This window comes from Pseudoalteromonas sp. BMB, assembly GCF_001709235.1.
Taxonomy (GTDB): Bacteria; Pseudomonadota; Gammaproteobacteria; order Enterobacterales; family Alteromonadaceae; genus Pseudoalteromonas; species Pseudoalteromonas maricaloris.
In genome coordinates, this window is record NZ_MBQA01000116.1 from 13,645 (window position 1) to 38,679 (window position 25,035).

The 25,035-nt window shown below is 45.6% G+C and carries 28 protein-coding genes; all 28 read right to left on the bottom strand.

Features of this window, described 5'->3' with window-relative positions; all coding sequences use genetic code 11:
* Window position 1 precedes the first annotated feature (1 nt).
* The 28 genes from BB427_RS08345 to BB427_RS08475 all read right to left on the bottom strand — a co-directional run bounded on the left by BB427_RS08345 (window position 2) and on the right by BB427_RS08475 (window position 25,033).
* A complete protein-coding gene (locus BB427_RS08345) occupies window positions 2-3,151 on the bottom strand; it encodes a phage tail protein (protein WP_069020241.1) in 3,150 nt (1,049 codons plus the stop codon).
* Between the two features lie 124 nt (window positions 3,152-3,275).
* Window positions 3,276-3,401 carry a hypothetical protein gene (locus BB427_RS24790; RefSeq protein ID WP_017218950.1) on the bottom strand — a complete coding sequence of 42 codons (126 nt, stop codon included), beginning with the start codon at window positions 3,399-3,401 and terminating at the stop codon, window positions 3,276-3,278.
* 5 nt (window positions 3,402-3,406) lie between these two features.
* Window positions 3,407-3,664 (bottom strand): phage tail assembly protein, encoded by a 258-nt coding sequence (locus BB427_RS08350; protein ID WP_010378399.1) that lies wholly within the window; start codon window positions 3,662-3,664, stop codon window positions 3,407-3,409.
* Window positions 3,665-3,667: 3 nt separating this feature from the next.
* Entirely contained in the window at window positions 3,668-4,177 is a 510-nt protein-coding gene (locus BB427_RS08355) for a phage major tail tube protein (RefSeq protein ID WP_010378397.1), read from the bottom strand.
* Complete coding sequence (locus tag BB427_RS08360; RefSeq protein ID WP_045988655.1) at window positions 4,177-5,340, bottom strand: phage tail sheath subtilisin-like domain-containing protein; 1,164 nt, start codon at window positions 5,338-5,340, stop codon at window positions 4,177-4,179. The genes BB427_RS08355 and BB427_RS08360 overlap by 1 nt, the downstream gene beginning before the upstream one ends.
* A gap of 116 nt (window positions 5,341-5,456) precedes the next feature.
* Window positions 5,457-5,792 carry a GPW/gp25 family protein gene (locus BB427_RS08365; RefSeq protein WP_017218947.1) on the bottom strand — a complete coding sequence of 112 codons (336 nt, stop codon included), beginning with the start codon at window positions 5,790-5,792 and terminating at the stop codon, window positions 5,457-5,459.
* Window positions 5,793-5,801: 9 nt separating this feature from the next.
* Window positions 5,802-5,999, bottom strand: coding sequence for a hypothetical protein (locus BB427_RS08370; RefSeq protein WP_017218946.1), 198 nt, complete (start codon window positions 5,997-5,999; stop codon window positions 5,802-5,804).
* A 1-nt stretch (window position 6,000) separates the two neighbouring features.
* Entirely contained in the window at window positions 6,001-6,690 is a 690-nt protein-coding gene (locus BB427_RS08375; protein WP_069020243.1) for a phage baseplate assembly protein V, read from the bottom strand.
* A complete protein-coding gene (locus tag BB427_RS08380) occupies window positions 6,687-7,265 on the bottom strand; it encodes a hypothetical protein (protein ID WP_069020244.1) in 579 nt (192 codons plus the stop codon). The genes BB427_RS08375 and BB427_RS08380 overlap by 4 nt, the downstream gene beginning before the upstream one ends.
* A gap of 78 nt (window positions 7,266-7,343) precedes the next feature.
* Window positions 7,344-7,559, bottom strand: coding sequence for a tail fiber assembly protein (locus tag BB427_RS08385; RefSeq protein WP_069020247.1), 216 nt, complete (start codon window positions 7,557-7,559; stop codon window positions 7,344-7,346).
* A gap of 2 nt (window positions 7,560-7,561) precedes the next feature.
* Window positions 7,562-8,239 carry a hypothetical protein gene (locus BB427_RS08390; RefSeq protein ID WP_069020249.1) on the bottom strand — a complete coding sequence of 226 codons (678 nt, stop codon included), beginning with the start codon at window positions 8,237-8,239 and terminating at the stop codon, window positions 7,562-7,564.
* 9 nt (window positions 8,240-8,248) lie between these two features.
* Window positions 8,249-9,001, bottom strand: a complete 753-nt coding sequence (locus BB427_RS08395) for a phage tail-collar fiber domain-containing protein (protein ID WP_069020251.1) — start codon at window positions 8,999-9,001, stop codon at window positions 8,249-8,251.
* The gene (locus BB427_RS08400; RefSeq protein ID WP_069020253.1) at window positions 9,001-10,110 is read right to left on the bottom strand and encodes a phage tail protein I; all 1,110 of its coding nucleotides are present in this window, start codon (window positions 10,108-10,110) and stop codon (window positions 9,001-9,003) included. The genes BB427_RS08395 and BB427_RS08400 overlap by 1 nt, the downstream gene beginning before the upstream one ends.
* A complete protein-coding gene (locus BB427_RS08405; protein ID WP_240703381.1) occupies window positions 10,103-11,011 on the bottom strand; it encodes a baseplate assembly protein in 909 nt (302 codons plus the stop codon). The genes BB427_RS08400 and BB427_RS08405 overlap by 8 nt, the downstream gene beginning before the upstream one ends.
* A gap of 148 nt (window positions 11,012-11,159) precedes the next feature.
* Window positions 11,160-12,056, bottom strand: coding sequence for a hypothetical protein (locus BB427_RS08410; RefSeq protein ID WP_069020254.1), 897 nt, complete (start codon window positions 12,054-12,056; stop codon window positions 11,160-11,162).
* The gene (locus tag BB427_RS08415) at window positions 12,053-12,487 is read right to left on the bottom strand and encodes a hypothetical protein (protein ID WP_069020255.1); all 435 of its coding nucleotides are present in this window, start codon (window positions 12,485-12,487) and stop codon (window positions 12,053-12,055) included. Before BB427_RS08415 ends, BB427_RS08410 begins: the two co-directional genes overlap by 4 nt.
* The gene (locus BB427_RS08420) at window positions 12,487-13,152 is read right to left on the bottom strand and encodes a hypothetical protein (protein WP_017218937.1); all 666 of its coding nucleotides are present in this window, start codon (window positions 13,150-13,152) and stop codon (window positions 12,487-12,489) included. The genes BB427_RS08415 and BB427_RS08420 overlap by 1 nt, the downstream gene beginning before the upstream one ends.
* On the bottom strand, window positions 13,152-13,697 hold the full coding sequence (locus tag BB427_RS08425) for a phage tail protein (RefSeq protein WP_083229855.1): 546 nt from the start codon (window positions 13,695-13,697) through the stop codon (window positions 13,152-13,154). The genes BB427_RS08420 and BB427_RS08425 overlap by 1 nt, the downstream gene beginning before the upstream one ends.
* Window positions 13,648-14,328 carry a phage tail protein I gene (locus BB427_RS08430; RefSeq protein ID WP_069020257.1) on the bottom strand — a complete coding sequence of 227 codons (681 nt, stop codon included), beginning with the start codon at window positions 14,326-14,328 and terminating at the stop codon, window positions 13,648-13,650. The genes BB427_RS08425 and BB427_RS08430 overlap by 50 nt, the downstream gene beginning before the upstream one ends.
* Complete coding sequence (locus BB427_RS08435) at window positions 14,325-15,230, bottom strand: baseplate assembly protein (protein WP_069020259.1); 906 nt, start codon at window positions 15,228-15,230, stop codon at window positions 14,325-14,327. The genes BB427_RS08430 and BB427_RS08435 overlap by 4 nt, the downstream gene beginning before the upstream one ends.
* Before the next feature lie 164 nt (window positions 15,231-15,394).
* Window positions 15,395-15,814: a hypothetical protein gene (locus BB427_RS08440; RefSeq protein WP_069020261.1), complete on the bottom strand. Its 420-nt coding sequence runs from the start codon at window positions 15,812-15,814 to the stop codon at window positions 15,395-15,397.
* Window positions 15,815-15,823: 9 nt separating this feature from the next.
* Complete coding sequence (locus BB427_RS08445) at window positions 15,824-17,305, bottom strand: hypothetical protein (RefSeq protein ID WP_069020263.1); 1,482 nt, start codon at window positions 17,303-17,305, stop codon at window positions 15,824-15,826.
* Between the two features lie 20 nt (window positions 17,306-17,325).
* Window positions 17,326-17,547: a hypothetical protein gene (locus BB427_RS08450; protein WP_069020265.1), complete on the bottom strand. Its 222-nt coding sequence runs from the start codon at window positions 17,545-17,547 to the stop codon at window positions 17,326-17,328.
* Between the two features lie 8 nt (window positions 17,548-17,555).
* The gene (locus BB427_RS08455; protein WP_069020267.1) at window positions 17,556-18,752 is read right to left on the bottom strand and encodes a hypothetical protein; all 1,197 of its coding nucleotides are present in this window, start codon (window positions 18,750-18,752) and stop codon (window positions 17,556-17,558) included.
* The gene (locus tag BB427_RS08460; RefSeq protein WP_069020269.1) at window positions 18,749-20,713 is read right to left on the bottom strand and encodes a DUF4815 domain-containing protein; all 1,965 of its coding nucleotides are present in this window, start codon (window positions 20,711-20,713) and stop codon (window positions 18,749-18,751) included. The genes BB427_RS08455 and BB427_RS08460 overlap by 4 nt, the downstream gene beginning before the upstream one ends.
* 10 nt (window positions 20,714-20,723) lie before the next feature.
* Window positions 20,724-21,206, bottom strand: coding sequence for a hypothetical protein (locus BB427_RS08465; RefSeq protein ID WP_069020271.1), 483 nt, complete (start codon window positions 21,204-21,206; stop codon window positions 20,724-20,726).
* Between the two features lie 61 nt (window positions 21,207-21,267).
* Entirely contained in the window at window positions 21,268-21,972 is a 705-nt protein-coding gene (locus BB427_RS08470; protein WP_254663608.1) for a DUF4376 domain-containing protein, read from the bottom strand.
* A gap of 10 nt (window positions 21,973-21,982) precedes the next feature.
* The gene (locus tag BB427_RS08475) at window positions 21,983-25,033 is read right to left on the bottom strand and encodes a hypothetical protein (protein WP_069020275.1); all 3,051 of its coding nucleotides are present in this window, start codon (window positions 25,031-25,033) and stop codon (window positions 21,983-21,985) included.
* Window positions 25,034-25,035: the final 2 nt, after the last annotated feature.

The window sequence follows — 25,035 nt, forward strand, 5'->3', positions numbered from 1 at the left end:
GTTATGCCACTTGATTGTAATATCGAGCACTAAGCTCTTGCTCTGCTTGTTGCTGCTGCTGATCCAACATTTGCTTCACTTGCTGCGCAACCTCATAAGCCTGTTGGCCATCTTTTGCATTGACAGTAATATTGGCGTTCACCGTTACCGATGCTGCGCTCGATTGCGGCGCGGATGAATATTCAGATGCTTTATTCGCACTCGCATTCAGTTGATTTAAACTATTTAGATCCGGTGCTTTAGCCTCATTGGTAGCTGATGTTTTGTCCTCGCTAAACCAACCTTTAATGGTATCACCAACCATGTTGTTGGTAAGGTAACCCGCCATAGGGGCCGCCATTCTCACATAGGGATTTTTGCTTTTTGACAGTGCACCAGATACCGCGTCGGCAGAAAACATGCCGCCTAGCGTGCTACCAATGCCAGCCGCCTTTTCTCTAACAGAAAGTCCATCATTATTGAGCGTTTCCCATACCGTGTGTGCGTTTAGCGCTCTGCCTACCAAATCACCCGCCTTGCTGACGCCGTGTATTTTGCCGGTTGTCATCCCCTGATTAGCAGCAAACGCAGCAGCCGTGCCGGTGGCTAAATTCAGCTCATTAATGACATTATTTTTAACAAAGTCGAGCGCGTTATTTTTTGTTGCTTCACTGTTTTGAGGCGTACTAATCGCAGCCGTTTTGCTGTCTGTTTGCGCAACGTTTTCATCGCCTTTTGATAACCAACCGCCTAGGGTGTCGCCAATTAAGCCCAGCGGCCCCATGGTGGCAAAACTCGTTGCGCTATCGAGCAAGCGCTCTGTCACCGAAGGGCTCGAGGTACCTGACGCTGAGTCCTGAGCATCGTCAGAGAACCAACCACCAAGTTTGTCACCAAACCAACCACCGATTGACTCACCGCCCATCGCGCCGAGTGCACCACCGACTAAGCCGCCAATTGCAGTGCCAACTACAGGAATAACCGAGCCAATTGCCGCGCCTGCAGCGGCGCCAGCGAGTGCGCCGCCCGCGCCACCCGCAGCCGATCCAACCTGAGTGGTTTTTTCTTTAGTCGTTAACGTGTCATCAGTTAATGCAGTGAACGCATCGAATGCACCTAACGCCACGCTAAGCGGTGCAGCCGCACGCCCAAGTAACTTTTTAGACCCCTTGAATAACTGGCCAAGTTTGCCACCTTTAGCTGGAGAGAAACTGCCAAGCTTTTGATAACTAGCATCATTTGCGGCAGCCATCATTTTGACTTTTGCTTTGGACTTTGGTTGCGATGCTTGATTATCTAGCTGTGCTTTTACGCTGGGGGCTTTCCCGCCGTCCAACAGTTTCAAAGCGGGTTTATTAGCGCCTCGTTTGTTGCTTTTGCGCGGCTTGTGCTCGCGATCCGCCGACGTTTCTTGTTTATCCGCTAGATTAGAAGACCTAGCTCGCTTGTTACGCTTTCTGCCTCGCTTCTTGCGTCCTTTTTTACGCGTAGATTTCTTCTCTTCAACATCATTTTCTAACTCAGCAAACGACTCGGATAAATCATCGCTAATACCGTCTAATCCAAACTCACCAAATAAATCTGGTAAGCTGTTGGTAAGTGAAGATAAATCTCCCTTGAGAACGCCTTTTAAATCAATATTGGAGAGTAGATCAGCGTGTTGCTCAAGTACACTTGCCGCATCGTTTAGCCCAAATGCATTCAACAGTTCAGGCCCTGCACTTACAAGGGACTTGATGTCGCCCCCTAAAATCGCGTCGACATCCAGTTTTTCTAATGCCGGTAATGCGCCTTCGAGTACACCAGCTGCACCGTCTAACTCAAATGCCTTTAGTAATGAAGGACCTGCCGCCATAAGGCTTGATACGTCACCGCTGGCAATTTGCTTGAGATTCAGTTGTTTTAAGCCAGGAACCGCAGCCTGTAGCTTATCCGCAGCATCGCCAAGTTCAAATGCTCTAAGCACTTCAGGTGCGGCATCCACTAAGCTGCTTAGCTCACCATCCATTAAGCCCTTAAAATCGAGTTTTTCAGCGATAGGAAGAACTGAACCAAAAGCCTGTGACGCACCTTGCATATCCAATGCATCTAATAATGCAGGAGCACTTTGTAGCAACGACTGGATATCACCATCCGCAATTGCTCCTAAGTCCAATTGTTGTAGCGCTGGCAAAGCCGCAGATACCGAGTTTGCGGCACCATCAAGTCCCGCCGCCTCAAGTAAGTTTGGTAATGTTGCGGCCAACGACCCCAGCTCACCATTAGCAAGCCCGGCTAAATCAAGTTGTGCCAGCGCCGGAACTTCTTGTGCGAGAGTTTGGTTCAATGCCTTAAGATCAACGGCTTCTAGCAAGCTTGGCAAAGCCTGCTGCAGACTTTGTAAGTCGCCTTGAATAAGTCCTGGAATATCCAATTGATTCACAGCTGGCGCAAACTGCGTTACCACATTTGCCGCATCGTCAAAGCCAAATTGAGTTAATAACGCAGGAGCAGCTTCTGTTAACGAACCAAGCTCTCCTTTGAGTACCTCTGCAAACTCAATATTGCTCAACAAACTGCCTGTTTCGAGCAGCTGCTTTGGCAAAGCAGCCAAATCTAAACTCGCTGTAAATTCCGGCAAAGCTTGGCCCAATGACGCTGCATCTAGACAAAATTGCTGCTGAGCATCGATTACAGATTGACCTTGCTTGGATGCATTTGTCGCCGCAGTCACGGCTGGTGCAACGGAAATTGCGTTAAAAAGTGAAGGAACGTGTTCGGCTAATGCCGCCAATTCAACTTGTACGATTTGGCTTGCGGCGCTGAAATCTAGTTCAGCAACCCGTTCAGACAAGCCACTTATCGCATGCTGTAAAGAATCGGGCAACGCCAACATGACCTGCTCAGCTTGCTGCACCAACTGGCTACTAGGCACAGCATTTTCACCAGCGGCAGGTGCCTGAAACTCAGGTACTGAGAATGAAGCCTGTGGACTTAACACCGCGCTGGCATTAAGTTGAGTCATGATGGAGATTAATTGCTGGATCTGCGCACTAGTCGCTGAATTGGCATTGAGCTTTGCAACTAGACTACCTAAATGTGCAACTTGGTTAGCAAGCGAAGTTACCTGTGGCAACTTATTTTTGACTTTGTTCGCCTCTCGTGAACGAACCTGTTTACCTTGTTTTGTCATGGCGTTACCTGAGGAAAATAGAGAAAAGTGAAACGCTTTAGCTTAAGCTGAGGCCTAAGCTAAAGCGTCTAAAAGTATGGAAATGCGCCCCTTAAAGGGTTAAGGGGCGGTTGCGGTCATCGGTTTAGCCCGCTTCTGTCGCTTGTTTGTAATCAAGCGCTGCTTCAAACCACTCGATGAGTTCGTCTTCGGTCAGCGCGTTGAGTTCGGCCAAGCCCCAGCCAGTATATTTGGCCAGAGCGATAACCATGGCTTTTAAGCGCTTTGGCGGGACACGAGAAAAGCTTGTAGCGTTTCTCGCAGCTTCACAAAATCACTCCAATCAAGCTCTTCGATGATATCTGGAGAAACTTCGCATAAGTGCGAGAAATAACGAATTTCGCTTTCAGACTCGCTGATATCCGCTCTATCCACCATTAACCGATCGCGTACTTTTGGTCGTCTCATTGTCAGTTCTGCATACTCATGCCCATCGACCGTAATTGGGAATGCTAAGGTAATGATTTCTTTCATGGATTAAGCTCCGATTGCTGCGCGAAGTGCTGCCATTTGGTCCTTACCATTAACGGTACGAACGTCGTTGTATAGGTCAATTTCGTAAATCACATCTTGACCTATCTGTAGCTTGTACTTCTGAATTGCATATTGCAGCGTAAGCTTAGCTTCCTCGCCATCTTTCCAGCTGCCCATATCCACTTCTTTGAAGAAGCCTTCAAGCGTAACCACCACTGGTACTGGCGCTTCGCCTTGCGCTTGGATTGCACCACGAGCCGTTAATGGCGTTGTTGCACCGCTCCAATCGCCAAGTAGCTTCATCATGTCAGCGTTGTATTCAAGTAACGTGATTGTGCCTTCTAGCTTTTCAAGTTGGCCAACATCAAGCTCAACCGGCGCTTGGAAACCCGACGTCACTTCGCGAGTTTTTACGGTTACTTTTGGTAGCTGGATTTCATCAGCGATACCTAGATAGCCTTTACCGTCTACAAACAGCTTGAATTTTTTAAGAATTTTTGGAGAGATTGCCATTATACGATTTCCTCTAGGTAGTTGTTAGTTAGAATACTCTTGAAGGTGATGTGCTCAGCCGGTGTTGGCGGCGTGAAGTCAAAGCTAAAATACACTTTACCCGCTTGAATATTGGCCGGTGTGTTTAACTCTTCATCAGCCCAAATTTGACCGCCAAGAATTGCACCTTGTGCTTTTAAGCTATCTAGGTATGACTGAACACTTTGCGTAACATCTTCGATGTAAGTTTTGGTGATATTGCGGTCAACTGCCCACATGTGCGCACGCAGTAGTGAGTCGTTGATCATATCTGCGGTACGTACCACTGACAGGAATGCCCATTTAGGGTCGTCAGAACAAGTACGGTTACCCCAAAGCTTAAAGCCGTTTTGACGAATAATGGTCGACACTTCTTTTTCATTCAGCATATTCGCACGCGCGTTAGCATCGCCCAACTGGAAGTCGATAGGACGTGCAGTTGCCACAATACCGTTCATATTGGTATTACTTGGGCTCCACCAAAAGCCTCGGTCATTGTCCGACTTAGCAATCATGCCCGCAACACGTGCACTTGCAGGTTCAACTTCTGTTTTGCCATCGCGGAATACTTTGACATGAGGGTCAACAACGAACACACGACGCGAACCAAAGTCGGCACGATATGTTTTTGCATCTTCGTCGTTTGTATTTGGACCATCTGCGATGATAACCGCGCGAAGGCGCTCAGCCACATTCACAAGTTCTGTAATAACTGGGTTACGATTACCTTCAGGGCGTTGATGTGCATAACCTGGCGCCACAAGAATACGTGGTGTTACGCCAAGTACAGACTCAGCACCAAGGAAAGCTTGTACACCTTCATAAGAACCGTCTGCTGCCACACCGCCAACCATGTTTGACATGATTGCCGCTTCATCAGCACCATCGACACGAACCACAACGACTACCGCACCAGCTTGGTCAAAAATACCGTCCATTGCCGCAGGTAGTGTTCCTTCTGTGCCCAACGGTGCAGCTTCAGCACGTTTACCAGCAACCAATACAGGTGTGTTAAGTGGAAACTTTTCTGGATCTGCACTAGGTGCAGTACCAATCACACCAATTACTGAGCTTTTTACTGTTTTGATTGGACGCGTGCCGGATTGCGCCTCAATGACTTCTACACCGTGTAGAAATTTTGACATAGTTATCTCCTTTAAAGACATGTCAGTTAGAGAATAAAAAAGGCCATACAAGCTGCCTTGTATGGCCCAGGGTCTGTTGACCTTATACCTAACGGATAAGGTGAATAAAAAATGACTTAGATTTGGATACCCTCGATGGTGACAGGCTCCCCGTTGATTAAATACAATCCTTTTATTTCGATAGACAACTTGCCCTCTCCTGCTGGATGTACCGCAACACCATCAAGTTGAAAGCGTGGTTCCCACTTCTCCAGTGCATTGGCGATGGTCATAGTGATATCCCCTACCAGAGAGTGAGAAAAAGGCCTATCTACAAGCTCATATAAACCGCAGCCATAATCGCGTCGCATCACGCGACTCCCAAGTGGCGTGGTCACAATATCGCGAATACTCTGTTTTAGATGCTCAACACCACCGAGCGGCTTGCCCGTTTTGGCATTCATTCCTATCATGACGACTCCTTAAGTCACCTTGTAAATTCCCGCGCTGGAGCCTCCTGATACAGGAACCTCCGCAGCCTGAGTCATATGTTCAACTACGGCTTTAGCGATCGCAGTAGCCAGTTTACCAGCTCCTGCATGCGCACCTGCCAACACAAACCCCTCAGCTTCAAGCTCCGCTTTGATCATGTTTTCTAATGCGTTTGCATCTAATGCCATGTCACTTCCCCGCTGTAACTGTAGATGAGCCATCACCATGTGGACTGCCAGTAAAATGACAAACATGTGCCGTAGTCACACAAGGTGAGCCACCATTTAAGGCAATACTTGCTCCTTCAACACTGACGTCCCCCCCCGCTTGAACAGAAGCACTTCCATCACACTTCAAAGTTGCATCTTTTGCACTCAACACAGTCGCATTAGCTTGTGTTTCTACTCGGATGTCTTTGGCTGTTGTAATATTCAGCGTCCCTGCAGAAAGCACATCCACAGTGGCATCCGCTCCTTGAATATCAATCAAATAACGATGACTCTTTCGGTCATACGTGATTGAGCTGCCATCTTGATATTGAACCTTATGAACATCAGGGCGATTTTCAGGCGTTACTCCCAATTGCTTTGGCGCAAACTTTTGACTATACAAGCTGCCAAGTACCACTCCCTGGGAAGTATCTCCACAGGGAGATAACACCATCACTTGCTCACCAACTTCAGGTGCTTGCCAAGTCATATCATGAGCAGCTTGCGCCGTTAGCCAAGGTAACTTTGCCGTGATCCAATCACCCATTTTGACCTTGACGGTCGCCGTTTCGTAGTCCACTTCATGCACCGTTCCTAGGCTAATTAACTTAGTAAGACGCTGCTGTAAGTCGGACACGGCTAAGTCTGAAAAATGTTGATTCGCTATCACGCTATCGGTCCTTCTTCTGGGGTTTTGTAAATTAAGCGATGCTCGCCACCATGCGGGCCAAGGTACACTTCTGTCACCTCAACACCGGCCTCCTCGGGATACTCAACTTGGTAATAAAATTGCCAAGTCAGCGTCGCCTTAGCGAGCATTGAATTGACTTGGTTGCTATAACTAAAACTGCTTTTTTCGCAAATAAAGTGTTGCCAAGGGACGGGCGTTTCGTCCTTTATAATCGAAGCCTCAGCGGCACTGACCAAGTTATCCAACCGCGCTATCAACGCCGAGGGTTCAGCCTCTTCAAGCGCCAGTTCAAGCTGCAACGTCATCACTCGTCTGTCGAGTGCATTTGGGCTCAGGTTTTTATTGTACGCAGGCCCATAAGTCACGCCTTTGTCGGCGCCCTTCGCTTGCAGTTCACTGGCTTGTCGCTCAGCGGTTGGGATTAGGGTAAGCTGTGCACGCTCTGTTAAATCCGGTTGTGGCTGGCTTGCTTTTAGTAAATCAACTTGAGCAAGCTCAGACAGACCGGCACTCAGGCACGCCAACACCTTAGCTATCAAGGTTTGTCGATGCATAGTTGTGCTCTCAAATTATAAATTGGCTAGATTAAAAAGCCGAAGATGGACGAAACGCCCGAAAGAAGGTCAGAGATTTTAGAGTTCAGGCTTTGCCGGCCAAACGACCTGATCCGGAGATTCAGACTGGTTAGGCAAATTTCTTAATTGTGCTCGATAATCGTTGAACTCTGCACGTTTGCTTTCACTAAGTGGAGAATCTGATACTTGTGTCCAATCTGTTTCAACGAGTAGTCGGTTTCGAATATCTCTAATTTCATTCCATTGCTTTTGTGTAAATAGTTCAGTTTCCATAATTAATTACCTCGAATATATCTATTAGGAACAACGCTGTTATGCACTTCAGTTATCGGCGGCAAGTAATAGTCAGTATCGCTGATTTTTTCAACCACTTGTGTATTAGATTCAATAATGGAACGCTTCGAGTAATGGCCTGACGTATAAAGTACATATGAAAAACCACCTCTCAGCCAAATAGAAGACGTATAAGGTGTAGACGCACCTAGCACTTTCGCAACAAAAGGATGAGAAGAGTATGCATGTGCCTTTTGGATTGCGAAATGGAAATCTCCACCACTAGACCAATTTTGAAGCTGAACCTGAAACTCTAGTAAACCCTTGCCATTTCCATCTAAATGAACGTACCTTTCTAGGCGTACATCAAGCATTTTTGGGTGATGAAAGCTAAGAGCATAAAATGTGTTTTCATCTAGATGTTTGAGATCAATGACTTCTTTCGATGAATCGCCTTCTAGACGTTTGTTAAACCTATCATCTGCGTTTTCTCTAAATTCTGAAAACTGCGTCTGTGCCGTGTTAATAGCTTGAGAAGTTTGGCCTTTAACATCTGTCACCGTTTCCGATAAAGTACTTTGAATAATCCCAACCTGATCTTCAACAGTTTGGCACAGTGCATTGGCACGTGTGGCAACCTGGCTCAGGCGCTCCGTCATGGTTAAATTGTCATTTGACATAGTGTTTCCTTATTGATGCTCAAGATTGGTTAATCTAATTTCTTGATTGGTTTGGCGGTTCATGGTGTCTAGCTGTACTGTCGTCACATTGGCAAGTTCTGCGTTAAATAAGCCATGGAATGCTGCTACGCGATTATCTAGCCGAGCGGCATGTGTTGTATCTAATCGTGTCACTTCACTGGTGAGCAATTGTTTCAGCTCACTTAGCGCTGTTTCCTGTTGTTGCAAACGAAATTCTTGCTTGATTTGCCGATGCATCGTATCTAGCTGCGTAAGCGTTATTTCAGCAAGCTCTTTGTCAACAATCAGATTAAGATTGTCGACCCCCAGCTTTACCTCAATACTCTCACTAGGCAGCTGTGCCAAACTTAACGTTAACCACTGTAGTACTTTAACGTCAGGTGTACGGTAGCCAAGTGTGGTGTTGGCTTTTGAGTAAACCCCCAGCAAAATCAGCTCCGGCTCACCGCTTGCGTCTACTGCGCCGCTATCTAAATAAACGCCAATTTCTCTGATGGCATATTCAAGTGGTGCGTCGAATTTGCCTGCAATTTTAAGGCTCGTACTTTCACCGTCTTGATAGTCGCTGTCGGCAATAGCTACACGCTCTTTAAGGCTGCGTAGCTCAGTTTGATTTTGTGATGGCGTATAAGCAGCATCGCCAAACGCCATATGGCTGATTTGCCCCTTAAAGCCTCGCGCTTGAGCGCTGAGTAGGGCATCAAGTCCCGCATGGGTAAACTGCAGCGTTAGTGCAGACATTAAGTCGCTCCTTGTAAATGATAATGTTGATATTGAAGTCGGTGCATACCACTGGCGAGTACCACTCCTTGCATTAACTCATCAGGATGAATGCCTATTCCTTGGCTGGTATGCATTTGTGCATTCAGCTGTTTTGCAACCGCTAACACACCTAAACTTGCCTGCGTTTCACTAGGTAAAACGCCTGCGCTTTCGGTATTTAACATTTGATAGCCATAGTGATTTATATGGCCACATGTCCCCAATACGGCTTTGCCTTGCTCAGGTTTTACCCCTAACCCCAACACTTGGGTATTGCTCAGACTCAAAGGCGCTTTTCCAAGACCTGCCGCACCAATTTGCTCTTTAAGCGCAATACCCAATTGTAAATCAACATGGATAGCACCGCGCTTCACTGCGTTTACCACACGGCGAATACGTTTGAGCATCTGGGAGGTCAACAATCCTTGTTGTTGGTCGTCCAAATTCTGATTAATAAGCGCCCAGATCTGCACAGTGCCAGGCAAACCATCTTCCTGCTGCCACCATTCCTTGATCTCGGTTTCAATATTGAGACTATCGAGCGCTTTTTGTAGCGCAAATGGGGTTCCCTTGCACTGATGAACCGTGAACGCATCCGTAATGACTTGGCGTTTAATCGCCACAGGCCAATGTTCATCCCACTCATCCACTGAGTAGTTCCACGCCAAAAAAGGCAATAAAGGCTCAGGACAAAGGTCGGGTTGCCAAAGACTCGTTAAGAGCAGCCGAGTATCGTTCAGTACACAAGCATCACGCAATTGGGCTCGAGCTTCATCATCCTTGAGGGAGAGCCCACTTAGTCCGACACTTATCGCTAGCCGCTCAAGTGCATCCCTTGGGAAAAACACTTGAGAATAAATAATTGGCAGCAGCTTATTGCTTGATAAGCGTTTAAGTGCGCTGCGTAAATCAAGACAATCGGCCTCCGTCAACGAGAGATAACGCGCAATTTCCACTAGCTCATCATCGCTGCGCTGTTCAAGTTTTAAGGCCGCTAATAAACCCGCTCGGATAGTTCGAGGTTTGGCTTGCAGCTCTGCTAACCACTGCTCTAAGGTTGACGCATTGTGAGGTAAAAGCTTAGTCATCCTGCCCCCTCACCTTTACTCGCAAATCCATTTGCTGACAATACGCCACCTCAATATCTAGAGGTATAATGTCTTCACTTGGCGACTCCAACCTAATGTTTTCAACACCGGATAAAAACAGAGCATTGCTAATGCCCGCTCGCGTGATCTGCCGACCAAGCTGACGTCTTTCAGTTAAGTAAGCGTCGAGCGCGGCTGAGGCACTGTCCACAATCACCTCTGGCGACGGGCCAGGTAAAATCTCAAGTTCCGCATCAATGTTAAACGTCAATATCTGTGGCTGCTTGATTGTGACTCTATCGCCAAGCGGTCTCACTTTAGAGACTTCAGGCTGAGTTGACGATTCAGGGGTAAAGGCGACGTGTAATTTATTTAGCAGCTCCGCGCTTAGTGTACCTTTCCCTATTCGACTCAAGGCGGTTAGTTCTATTTCACATGGCCTCGGACTATGAACTTGCACATCGCAAATTTCATTACTCACCGACAATGCATGAAAGCGATAAGAGGCCGCGCTCCCTGCGGTATTCAGTCCATCAAACGCCAATTGCGTTCTCGCTCTTAAACGCTCATCATCCTCATTCCCAAGCCTTGCAACATTAAACCTCGCTGCGATTGCGTCTAAATCACTCCCTGAAGCACTCGCGAGCAAGTTCGCTTCTATTGCATCATTTAGCATGCTTTGCTGAGTCAGTCCTTGATATGCCATGACTTCTAACAGTTTAGTAAGAGGTTCACTTTCCAAGTTTACTACCTCTTGGAGTGCGCTATCCTTTTGCAGCAATGCTTGCTTTAATGCGTCTAGACGCTGCTCAAAGTTTAAGGGTTTTAATACTTTAGGAATGGGCAACTGCGATAAGTCCAATCGCTCAAATGCCATCATCACCTCCTCGCTTTGCGCCATAAAAAAACCCACAGCAAACACTTGCTTGTGGGCCTTGGAGATTGGAAACCTGTGTGCTTGTTAACTTTCTCAAGCATAGGTCTATCTTACTGGTTTTTAGGGAGTAAAACAGGTCAATCCTGACCGGTTGGAGACATATAGTAAATTCCTAGTCCCATTCCCATAAGTTAATACCTGTATAATATTCAATAATACTTGCCAGCCAATTATCTATTTCTGATATTGGCCAATATACCTTTGAAATAGACACATCCCTACCAATAGGATCGCTAGGTTCATTCTGTCTATCTCCGAGCATGACAACCGTATCAAATGAGATAACCTTTGGATTCAATCGCATGGTACTAAATGGCATAAATACACGATAAGGTAAGATGAAAGTTTTTACTGGACTTGTTGCGGAGTTTAAGTGAAATTCAGGGCCAAACCTTAGCTCAACCTTTAGCTGACCAAACTCCTCATCAGGTTTGCATTGAAGTAGAGACACTAAACCATTGACAAAACCATGAGGTCCTCTGCCAAAACCATAATCTTCAGCTGCTTCAATATCAATAGTCAGCGTTGTCAAATCTACAGGGATTTTCTTGCCCCTGCCTGCAATTTGACCCGATAAATACAGTTGATTATTTTGAACTACAAAATAGCCAAAATAGTGCTCTATTGGCAGTGACAAAGAACGTACAATTCGACCATTTAATAAATTGACAGAGATTACTTTTGAAAACTCCGACGCAGTATTACGCTCTTTAAACGTCAATAAGACATAATTTTGACCATCTAATTGATAAAAAAATACGTCTTTTTGAAGTACACCATTACTGTCTTCCGAATAGATTTTTTGCCATAGTTCAGTAGTTTCATGATAATAGTAAACTGCATTATGGGCTATAAACAAACAATGGCCTTTTTGATACGGGTTGTTTATATAAGTTCGATCTTTATATTGGTTCTGCAAATCTCCAACGGTTTTCAAATCGATTGACTTTGGCTTATAGAAAGGGAAATCGCTACTTGTATCGTCATAATCAGTTAATACATTACTCATGCTAAAATCCACCCTCCTTGTACAAATATAAAGTCACGTTGTGTATTCGGTATTGTCATATGATATTCAGATCCCGCTTCCTCACCACGCCCAATTGATTGCCCACTTGGGGGGCACACTTTGGCAGGAGATGCTTTACTTGCCCCTGCATTGCTCAGTAGCTTCACTGTAATATGTGAACCTTCAGGCGCTGTTTGTGGCAAATGCAAGGTACAAGCCGTTGCAAACAAATATGTACCACCTGCAACCGCCCCCATGTCGTTTTCAACTACTTGATAAAACCCCATCAAAACCGGCACACCGCCAAGCGTTTCTCCATCACCGACATAAAGCTGCTTTGTGTCTGTTGAAAACCCCGGTTCGCCGTTACCAAGTACAGTTTGTAATCGTGTTGCTTCTGGGCCTCTTCTAAACTGGATCCGTCGCCCCATTAAAATACTCCCCCGTCAATATCGCCGCCTTCAACAGCGAGACCCAATGAACTAACCCAGTCTCGTACCCAAGCGGTGGTTGCAATATTGGTGCTATTATCTGAGCGTGCTCGTGTAGGTGATTTTGGCGTACCGGTGAACATAGGTGAAGTAAACAGCTGTGATTTCGATAAGTTATCAACTTGGCTTAGGCCAACATCTGCTTTGTTAACCGTTACAGCCCCTGTTTTACCGTTTACAGATAAAACATTATCTGTTGGTGTGCGCAGCAGCACCCAGTTTGCTAATACATTCGCAGGTGTCGACTTGAGAATATAAGATTTGTTCTCGTCGGTGCGAATCGCCAAGTCACCAGGCTGTGCATTTAGCGCTAACATGGCAGATTGACTGGCGACCTCAAACGGCTCACCTATTGCAAGACTGGGTAACACATTTTCAGGAATTTTACCGGTACTGTCTAGCAACAACACATGGTTTGCGCCGCTACCTGCATCACGATGAATAGCACTACCAAGAGTGGTGAAAATATCCACCCCTCCAGGGGTTGTGCCATCACCGATAAATAGTTTTTTGCTGTCGGTCAACCATATTGGTTCACCATTACTCGGCGTGACATTGGTGCGGTTTGCCGCAGGTCCGCGCCTAAACTGAATTTTGTTCGACATTAAATACTGCCTCCGTCTAACGAGGGAACATTGGGGTAAGAATCAGAAAATGCGCCACCATCAAGAGACAGTAAGCCTACAAATTTATTAATTTCATTATTTACATAGTCTTGCGTGGCATACACCATAGATGGATCTATTTTTAAATTCACCATTTCTGACTGCACCACATCAATCACCGCTTTTATTCCAAGCTCAGCACTGGCGTTGTCTTCAATACTTGGCTTGTAAGTTTCAGGGTATTTAACAATAGCAAATGCTTGATCGTCTTCAGTGTAAAAAGCGGCTTCACGAACATAAAACCCACCTTCCGTAGCAGGGACAATACCGATGATCTCAAGCATCGCTGGATTGTTTTCTAGCGTTTTGGAGCTATTTATCAGTCCTCTAAATCGCTCACTCGTGAGATGCTCCGCATCAGGTAAAATATTGCCATCACCCACGGCAAATTTGACTAAGTTGATTTTAACGCCAGTACCAATGGCATTGGCTATTTTAGCGCGACCCGCTGGTGTCAGCATGGTCCAGTATTGTGGTTGGGGCATAACTACTCCGAGGGTAAATATTGGTATAACTGCAAGACTGACTGGCTACCACAAAGCGCATACTGGTATTGCTTACAATCTCGCTGGCATAGTATGGATAGACAGTGACAGAAGCACCAAATAGCGCTGCTGAAGCCAGCTGAATTTTTGCTGTAGATAATAAACTGAGCGATAAATTGAACTGAATACTATGGCGTTTATTCGCTGAGATGGTTTGAAATATCTGCTGATATAACGACTCATTGAGCCCCCTATCAGACACCGCAACATCAATAGCGATTGTCCCGGCAGGGCCTTTGGGTACTTGTTCAAACCATTCTGTGATACGGGTGTCATATCCAAAAGGCGCTAACGCGTTAATAATGGCAAAACGCGTCCCAAGGTGTTTGTGTTGTTCATAGCTTTGCGCAATGATCTGCCGTTTTATAGGCTCTGGCCACTGCTCATCCCACTGCGTAACACTTTGGCTCCACGCCAACCAAGGTAATAATTCGATTGGGCAAGTCTCAGGTTGCCATAATGTTTCTAGGCAATTTGCCGCTTCATTCAGCACAGTAAAAATTGGGGATTGAGTGGCTTGTATTTGCTCAATCAGCTCAGTTCCCCGGTATACTGGTTTACTATCACTCACACATCACCTTCAAATATCACGCCAGCGATGCCATTTTCACACCAAGGGACTTCATGGCTCGCAATTATGACATTCTCACTCGGTGCAGCGAGTACGACATCTTCCACACCGCTACTATATAAAGTGGCATACAGTGCTGAGCGCTTTATCGCAGTGCCCATGACACTGGTTTGTGCAAAGAAATCTTTTAAATTGGCCAACACTTGTGCTTTAACTTGTGCTTTGCCTGGTCCCGGGGCTAGTTGCACTCGGGCATTGATGGTATAGGGCTTCACTGTCACTGGCACAATTTCAACTCTGTCACCAATGGGCCGCACTTTTTGCAATGCAAGCACATCAGATACGGTATCAGCCGCATCTGCTTTGAGTCCAAACGTTGCTCTGAGCTTGTTCAGTAGTGCGTCTGAAGGTATACCGTTGGCTGATTCATGACTTAAAATGGTCAACACTACATGACAAGGTGAAGGACTTGTAACATGAACATCTTTGACGCGACTATCTGCAGAAAATGTATGATAGCGATAACTTTCTTCTGTTCCAGCCGTATTTAGACTGTGAAAAGCCTGTTGAATACGGCTTCTAAACCGTTCATCTGACTCTTCTGGCAAACGGCTTACACCATAACGTGTTGCAATATGGTCTAGGTCACTATTTGTTGCTGTCGCCAACAAGTTACCTTTGACGGTGTCATTTATTCGTCCTTTAAGCAGCATGCTGTGATATGCAAATGTATTGAGTAACTGTGTTAAAGGCTCTGATTCTAGCTCTAGTGTCTTACTAACATCTGGAACTAACTCGCTCAATTTACTTTTTAACTGTTCCAGAATTTGTTCATATTCCAGATTTTCTAATAGCTCTGGAGGTGTTAGCTTAGATAAATCGATCAACTGAGATGCTGGCATTGCACTCTCCGGTACTAAACAAAAAATAAAAAACCCACAGCAAACACTTGCTTGTGGGCTTTGGAGATTGGAAACCTGTGTGCTTGTTAACTTTCTCAAGCATAGGTCTATCATACTGATTTTTAGGGAGTAAAACAGGTCAATCCTGACCTGCTGTGAAATTGTTAGAACGCAATCACAAACTGTAGTAATTCAGCTTGAGAGGTAAGGCTAAGCACCGCAGCTTCTAACTCACCGCTTTTTTCACGCACCACTTCTCTTTGCTGCAAAATGGCGAGTAGGTTTGCACGCTCTGTTGCTGCACCTTCTTCATTACCGTTCAACCTCTCACTCAGCTCACGCTCTTTTGCGCGCTCTACTCGCCACTGCTCTGATTGCAATTTGCTATAGGCGAGTTGCTTTATGCGCGTAATGACTTGCTGTTTTAAATACTCAACTTCAGAGTTTTCTTCAGTCTCTAACTGAGCTTCAGCTATAAACTGTGCTACCGACTCTTTATTCCATTGCTCACCCGTTTGCGGGTGCACCAACCAAAAGTTACCCGCAATAGACATTCCTTTGTTATCGTCGTAGTAAATATTCATTTTCACTCCTTAAATCGCGCGACAGGTTCTGGCAAGGCCATACTGGTTATATAGGTAGTGCTCATTAATAACACCGATATGTGAGTATGGATTCATCGCTTGAATGGCTGTTGCTATTATGCCCCCATCGTATCCTACGCTATCGGCCTTAGAACGATAGCAATACGAACTCAGTAACTCGCCATCTAATGTTTCCATGGCCACATTCACTTCACCTTCACTATTCTCTGTGCCATTTGAATTTTGCGTTTTATACGGCTCACTGTTACTGGTAAAAATATAATTGATCGGCTGAAGCTTCTGCTCTTCTGTGAAGAGATAATGTGCGTTGAATTTGTCACCTGCCATTTTGAGTTCACTACCAAGTAGACCAAAGTAACCGTAGTAATTATACGAATAGCTCGACATCGCCGCTTCGCTATGGTTATAGCGATTTATTCCATGCGGCTGCGCTAAGGTATTTGCGATAAATACCATCGTTGTAAAGTCACCGCTATCCACATAGTTCTGATATGCAGCTTCATTCGCAATGGCAATGTTAGTAATGTGATTGCCATCACGATACTTTTCCACAACCAAGTTAGTACCCGAGTCGATAACCACTAAGCAGTGCTTTTGGTTGTTATACAACACAGCCACCTCGTTATGGTTGTAACTAGACCGCGTTGGAATACCAAATTTATCTCGGGCATTGAGATCTTGCTTTGGCAAAGTACGCGAGGTAAACCCCTGTCCTAAAACAAAAATACCACCATACTCCGTCGCATTCGCTGACAGAGACTCTTGGGTGCTATATACGATTTCAAAACTAACATCATTAGGTTGTGCTTTTAAACCCAGTGGCACGATGGCACTTGCGCCGTGTTGATACACCTTAGTCGCAGGGTTTTGCTCAAAGGCATTATTATGGACAAAGCTTGATTTTAGTACGGTGGATGACGTGCCATCTTGGCTAATTTGTAAATGATCTAAACGACATGTGTCCGTTGCGGCATTTGCGGTATAACTTGGTCGAGTGAGATAGGAAGTACCATCACTATTATAGATAGCCAAAACCGATGTGGAGCGGCGAAAATTAGCGTGACTATTCGCCGTATCAATATTTTTTATCGCGAATAAGGTTTTTGGTGTTGCAGCAGTGTTGTTCGCGACCACTTCATTAATTTGTTGCGTCAAGGGACCTATTTGATCCAGTAGCGCCAGCTTTGCCGCTCTGGTAACCAGCTCTGCGGTCGACGCAGTTAAGTCAGCTTTAGCAGAATCAATATTGTTGATCGCTGAGGTTGCAACCTGTTGCAATAGCTGGGTTGAGTCATCCAAATGTTCCTGTGCAACGGCCACAACGGCTTGTTCAAGCTTAGCGTTATCTGTGAGCCGTGCAATTGCATTCGTGACTAAGGTTTGCTCCTCTGCACTCAGCGGAGTGCTGCCGTTCATATCAGCGACCAGTTTGTCGACCATTACCTGAACGGCTTGTTGAATTGTTGCCATAATTTCCTCTTATAAATCCTTTAAATTGGTAGCAGGGTTTCACCCAACACTTGATTGAGCCGAAGCCGTCTGAAGCGCTTGTCGATATCTACTTGAGCTTGTTGATGTGCTAATTGCTGCTGGTGGATATCTGCATCAATTGCCTTAAGTGCATTGATCAATCGCTGTACGTCTTGTTCAAGTAGATTATCTGGGTGAGGGAGTGGATATTGCTGAAATGGAGTAAATTGGTTGATGTCCACAATTTCTCCTACAAAGTAAATGTACGTAGATTTCGTACTCTAGGACGCTGTGCCGGCGTCCCCTTCAGTACCAGTTTCACCCGTGTTGTGGCGGTATCAACACCGTTAAAGGTGTAGTTGAACTGCTGCCAACCATCGTTCAGCACTGAACTGCTATCTAGTGCAAGCGGTAGCCAAACATCCTCTTTTTGCATCAAAGCTTGTACTTCTGAGTGGCTTTGAATATTCGCTTCAAAGCTCACCGTTAAATCACCGCCTAAACGGCAGCGCAGCTCACGAGAAATATAGTCTCCAGTTTGCGCTACCTGCCCGTGAACACACTGGCTGCCCGCAAAAAGTACTGGCGTTAAGCTTGGTGTTCCCGTCAATACAGCAGCGACCTTAACCTTGCCAGTTATGGTTTCTCCAAGCGTACTTGGTTGCCACTCTTGAACGCTTAGCACTTTTTCTTTATTGCCAGTAGGGTACGTGAGTTCAAAGGTAACTTGAGTATCTGCACTTGGGCGCTGGACTACAGCTAAAAGCATTAAATCTGTTACTTGTTCAACCTCTACCTCGCCGAGTTCAATCCGCCTACTTTGCTCTGTGAATTTGGCGGCCTTTAACCTAAATGTCAGATCTTTATCCTGATGTGGCGTCCAGGTGCTAGCGTTGCTTGATGATAACAACACTCCTACTTGATACGGCTGAGAGGTAACCCAGTTATGCGCCTGATCAAGCTTACCGAGCTCTGCAATAGCAACACTGTGCTCGGCCCCGTCAGTTAACACAACCAACGCATACTCTTGATCGGCATTTAAAAAGGTTGGAGTAAAGGTAAACAGTGTCGGTTGGTCATTTAGCTTTATTTCATCGCAGCTTATTTTGCTACTTGCCAGCACAGTTTGCGTAGGAATACCTTGAACTACTTCACGAATTTGTACTTCAACCGTTTCCTGTCCTTTGGCGGTAAACCATAATTCAACACCGGCAATAAATCGCGATTGCTCCAAAATAAAGGTTTGTGCGAGTGGGTCAAAACGCTGAGTAATAATGCTATTTACACGCCGCAATGTTTCCACTTCAATCACGCCACTACCTGTATAACTAGCGCTTCCTGCCGAACCTTGCTTACCAATAAATCGCACCAATTTAGTTCCGGCGGGAACATTATTTGGCACTTTAAATCGACCTGCTAATTCACCGCGTGTATTTGCTTGGATCATGCTTGCACCTCTGAAATAATTTCAATGCCATCGAATAACAGTGAGTCCAGTTGCTCACCTGAATCAAACCCAGAAATAGCAAAGTTGACCCAACGAGTGCGCAAGAACTCGGCTTGCTGACGGCGCACACCAACTCGCTCAGTACTCGTTTGAGTTATAACACGACGAATACGACCTCCACCGCTAGTTAACCTGCGAGTAATGGGGCTTGTCCACTGAGTCTGGGTTTGTGTCCAATGATCAACACTTGGGGTTAACGTGACATCCGCAGGCAGTGGTTCAAATGCCATATAAGGATTAATTTTCATCTCCCCAGTACGGCTTTCTTGTATTAAGACGTCTTCGAGTTCGTACGGTAATGTTTGGACTTGTGGTTGTGACAACTGAGTTATTTCTGCAGCCATTGGCAGCATAAGTTCGCCATCCACAATAGCAGCGCTTTGTTCAAGTCCAATATCACGCATATCGTCATCTAAAAACGGGTCAACAAACACGCCGTATTTGCTCGCAGGTGACTGGGCATTGGTATCGTTACGTAGGCGTTCAATGGCCAACAATTGGTATAAATCTGAGATCTGCTGTTGCATCAACGCAAGATCTGTCATTTGTACTGCTTCAATCGCAATATTTTGGATATGCGGCGGTGCACTCCCCCAGTGTTGCTGCACTTGGGCAAGCCCCAGGTGTTGATGAGGCACTAAAGGTGCTTGCGGGTTGATTCTGTCGGGTGCACCTTTGATCCGCTCAACATGACCATTGGGGGTAAGCACAAGCAGGTCGATACGTGGCATAAACCAATGATAATCGACGACCACAAGGCCATTTTCGAGCATTTCTTCAGCCTCGTTTAACTGTTGCTCGAGCCAAAACCCGGTTTCGTCCACATCAACTTCAATAAGTCGGCGATAAGTATACACCACGTCATACGACGTGCCTGAAGCTGGCTTATTACCACCTTCACGCCAACTAATATGATTGCGGGTAAAAATAAAGTCGATACCTTGCTGATATTCAATGCCACCTTGCGAGATCTGCAAAATTTCAATCACAGAGTCATCATCAAAGGGATCGGTGTTTTGGCCGGTTTGCACGTGGCCTCTAGTCAGAGAGGTACGCTTTTTCACCTCAGCAGTCACCTGGTCAATGCGCTGCACCGGTGCAAAGTCTAAATCAATTCGCATAGCGCCTTGGGCATTGGCGCTAAATCGGCTCGGCTCATTGATCACCTCACGTACATCGGGGTCGTTTGGCAGCGCAACAGGCAGTGCGGTGTTAAACGCTATTTCATAGCCATTGATATGCGCTTTTCCATCTTGCACATTAAAGTGCTGGTGGCTTGCCGTGCTCTCTCGATAGCTAACATTGAGCCCGCTCACCACATAACTCCCGCCGTTTGACTCTCGGTCGTAACGCGCAAGTGCACTGGTAATTGAGTCTAGTTGTGGCGGCGGCTGCTTAACGATAAGCGTGCCATGATCGATTTGGTAAACGGGAAAAAAGTCGCTATTAGGATAGTCAAAGCTATCGCTCAGTCCCCAACGGCCCGAGATTTTCAGTCGCGCGGCACCCGCTTCGTCAAAATTGTGTGCGCCAATAGCTGGATCTCTGAGTGTTGAGTCTTCAAGCTCTGTCACCACTTCCTTTGCTAACCACACCCCGACAATTTCGAGTTTATTTAGCGCAATGGCTAACTGTTTAGTGTCGACATCATGTACCGCACCTTGCAGATATACTGAGGATGCGCCAATGGTTGCAACGGCATGAGCTTGGTCAATAACCACCTCGCCCCCCTTAACCACATCCCCATCTTTCATCAATACATCAGCGATGCCTTTTACATGGTGCTGAGACTGCAGTTGCAGGTCGTTAAGTTCACGACTTTGCAACCCTTTACTCGCTCGAAACAATAGCTGACTGTATTGCTTTGCAGGATCAAACTGCTGGTAATAATCTTTTATCATTGCTTTCTTCTTAAAAACTGATCACAAACTCAAACGTTTCGCGTACCCCTTGGTCACGAAATAGCGCCGTGCGATGCTCAAGCAAAATAAGCTCACCAGCCTCTGCAACCTCGTCTGGTAAGAGGTAATATTTTCCAGCTGGAATGCCCGTTTTTGGTGTCGTACCAAGCATTAAGCCAAGCTCGCGAATATGCTCACCTAAGCCATCTTCGAAGTCGTAGGTGAATTGGCAATATAGATGTTGGCTGGCGGTATCGCTTAAGCGGAACTTTCCGGTTGGTACCTGAATTTCGCCTTGTTCATCCGGCTCACAAAAGCGAATTTGCTTTGCCTTGCGATAACCTATGAGATTAGTGAGTTGTGTGGTATTGGTAGGGGTTGGCGGCAAAGTATTATCCCAACTTGATGCGCCGTTTCCCCATGCCAAATAAATAGCCTGCTGCTGCATTAGCCGTGCAAGCGCCTTTCGGCCTTGAAGTGTTAAAGTGGCCAAGGACTGCTCCTTAAAGAAATGAAACCGAGCCATAGATTAAGCTCGGTGAGAAAGTAGAGGTTTAGTAAGATTCAATCCAAAGGTCGGATTGTTGCTCTGCGGCAAGTAAGCAAGCTTGGGTAAGTTGTGCTTTGGTCACATTGGCCACAGCGTTATTGGCAAGTACCCAACGCTGCGTGTCACTGTCTGTCATCAGCAGTATGGCTCGAACCATACGTTGCTGACTTTGTTCATCACCATCAAACACCAGACCGTCCACTTCAACGGCGATTGACGCTACATTCGCTGCACGCTGACTTTTAAAGCGTTCACGTTTGGTGTCTGCAATTTGTTGTTCAGTATGTGAAATGGTCGCAGGATGGTGATAAGCAACACGCGCTTCGTCGTCGTACTCTATGCGCGAGTCAACAGTTTCTGTAGTTAACGCTAAATCCACCTCCACTTGCTCAACACGATAGCACGCTCTCCTCGCTTGCAAGTCCAGCATAGGCTCCGCTGGTAGCGGCGGCACAGGCATTAGTTCATCTGGATTAGCGGCATTATACGCTTGCGCCTCTGCTATCTGCTCTTGCACTTCTGTCGTTTCAGTCTGCCACGCGGCATGCGCCTCGCGATATGCCGCTTCTTCTTGCTCAATGGCAAGTTGTAGTACCTCGTCAATCTGCTCTTGAGGGTGACGCAGCATTATTTTTGTTTGCACGTCCGTATAGCTCAGCGTTAAGGCCTCTACTGCATCCGCAGTAAGGTTCTCAGCCTCAGTATTCATTACAATCTCCTTATCCATTATGTGCAATTCCTATTGGGAATAGGGTGTGATGGCAGAACACTTTGACGGTATTGCCGTTGAGATCGGTTTTGGTGTTTTCACCGCTGATGATAGGGATGGTTTGATCGTCGCCCCAAGAGCCTTTTGCGTTAACCGGTTTAAAGACAACATTGCCTGATACTAAACCTACAAGTTCACCGCCCTCATTGATGTAAGTCACCTCTTGCATTATCCCTGTAAGAGTTGTCAATGCTTGCAAAACTAAACCTTTGAACTCACCTACTGAGAATCGATACACTTTTCCTTTTGTATAACTTTGCGAAATACTTGAGTTCGCTAGTTGTACATCATGATTTTGATATTGCAACTCACTTCCATGAAATTGAAGGTAAAACAGTCCATTCTTTTCAGTAATTGTCGATAACGCTTTTACTGCTGGCGAATTATCATTTGGAACATCAAGATTTAATGGTTCATGGATTGGTTCATCACCTGCACGAGATGTCCATCCAAGGGTTTGGTTTGGGCTATAATATGCGTGTTTTGAAACATTCAGGTACTCTTGAAAATAAGCACTGCTATTACGTTTACCTACTTGCCCTGTTAAGCTAGATTGCAACCGATTTCCATATTGATTTAAATAAGCTTGTGTCGCATAGACTCGCCCAATATCCCCACAGGTTGCTGAGTTTGTTGCTGCATGAGTGAACACAGAGTCTGACTCATACTGCAACAATGCCACGGTATTCGCATTCCAGCTTACTGAATTTATATTTTTTACTGGATCAAACTGCACATTATTTTTAACCCAAGTTTGTCCCTGGTCGATAGTAAAGGTTGCTGATAACGTATCACCGGATAGCTTCCGATTTAGTGGATAGCCAGCAGTCCCGTCTGGTAACTTTGGTATCCATTGACCTTGTACGCCATCAGGAAATGTAGATTTAAAGTTATCAGGCGTAGCAACAATGTCAGTCCAAGGCAAAATATCAAATTCTGCATTACTTTGATCTGTAGGAAATAATAACTCAGCCTGTATTGTTGATGCTCTACCTGTATTGAACCAATTCATATTTCCCGTGTTTGGGTTAGTAAGTGCGATAAAACTACTATTCCCCTGAACAGAAAAGTTATCAATTATAATCCATTGATTTAACGGAGTTCCTCCACTAAATGTCGTTAGATTAGTGTTACCCGGATCTGTAAACTTTATAGCGACAGGAGCTGCCTTGAAAGAAGCTAAATTCGAGTATTTTGATACAATGGCGCCACTTTGGTAGTACACGTCTCTGCCAACCAAGCTACTTACAGCACTATTTATTTTTGAGTATATGTAAATAGTTACTGCGGAGTCGTAACAAGCACCTGATTTCAACTTAGTAAACGGGACTCTTTCCTTACCTCTGAACTTAGCCGCAATGGCATCACTCAGCTTACTTTCTCTCACTTTTTCTGTATGAAGCTTCTTCGCATTCAAACGTAAGTCTTCGACTTGACCTGCATAGATTGCGTCATGATATTTGTATTGATCAGGCCGTCCGCTATAAGCAACACTAATGCTACCCCAATCGATTCCACCTGCAGGTATTCTCGCTATATTCGAATCGAAACATTGCCGTGTGGATACTGGTTTTTGCTTTAAAGCAGCGCTATTCCATGTCACAGCATGACCTTGGCTATCAGGCAAATCACTATGTGAAAAACCTGTCGTCCCCAATGGGTTGTAACTCGGATGATAGGCACCTTGGTTGAGACGCTGTACCAAAGCAATTGGTAAAGCATAACATTTGTTATTTGACGATACGCCAGACACTGGTGAACCATCGTACTGACAAGCCACGAACGCGCCTAGACCTGCTTCAGAATTCGATAGTACTGTAAATGGAGTTTTATACATCCCCCTATTACCTGCAGGGTGAGCACCTAAATCAAGTAATTCAGTACTTGCTCCTTGAGGCTTAACCACACTTGTTTGGTTGCCAGAACTGTAGCCTAAAAATTGATTGATGACTGTAACACCGTCGGCTTGAACTCGATACCAATTATCCCCAACCCCCTCAACAACCCTCACACGATATCTAACCTGAATATACGCTTTGGCTTTTGGGTCGTAGTAAATATTGTGTTCTGGCTCTCCAAGGAAAGTAGCCTTTTGCGCCTCTGTTAGCGATGACCACTTAATACCATGCCCCTTTGTACCAGTGTCCCATTCACCGAATGCTGAGTACCCCTGAGTAACGAGGTTATTGCGAAGCGCAATGCCTTTATAATGATTTGCGCCATATTGCACATTCCCTAGCGGATACACGACGTCCTTATCAGCAATTTTCTCATGCCAAGATTCCAGAAATGCTAAGTCTTTACGAGAGGTGATCACCTTATTAGTATCGGTTTCTGCCGCAAATGCGGCTTCGGCATTACTATGCTGGGTTACAGTGCCAGATGCTGAATCATAGGTTTTAGTGCCGTTAGGGGCTGGTGGGAAAAGGATATTGCTTCTAACATTATTGACTTGATTTACACACTCGATCCTTAGCAAAGCACCATCTACAATAACCTCTGGCATACCGACTCTAGAGTCACCAAATGACAAAGTATTCGTATTTCGACCCAACGCAATCATATTACTGAGTACTTCTAGCGTGTTCATCCCTTCATTGACCAGCTTTTCATTGTTAGAAATATAATGCCTACCCCACTCCACAAACCCACTTCCCGCATATTGCTGTTTACGCATGTCGCGCAGTGCATCAAACTGAGCTTTGGTCATTACATGAGGATGCGGATTCACGCTTTGTGCATCTGCAATCAGTGATTTAAGTGTTGGCAGTGTATGGCTATTGCCGTTTAAATCTTTGAGGTTGACGCTGCCAGACTGAGTTTGCCAATCATTCAGCGCTTGGTTGTTCTGATTAACCGTTTGATAGGTTTGGGCAATATCTTGCTTAACCTGATCAATTTCCTGTAAGCCTTCGGTGATATTATTGGCAAGTTGAACACTTGCTTCGGTTTGCTCAGTTGCGGCCTGTTGCAACTGGGCAAGTTGTGATTCTATGGTCATGT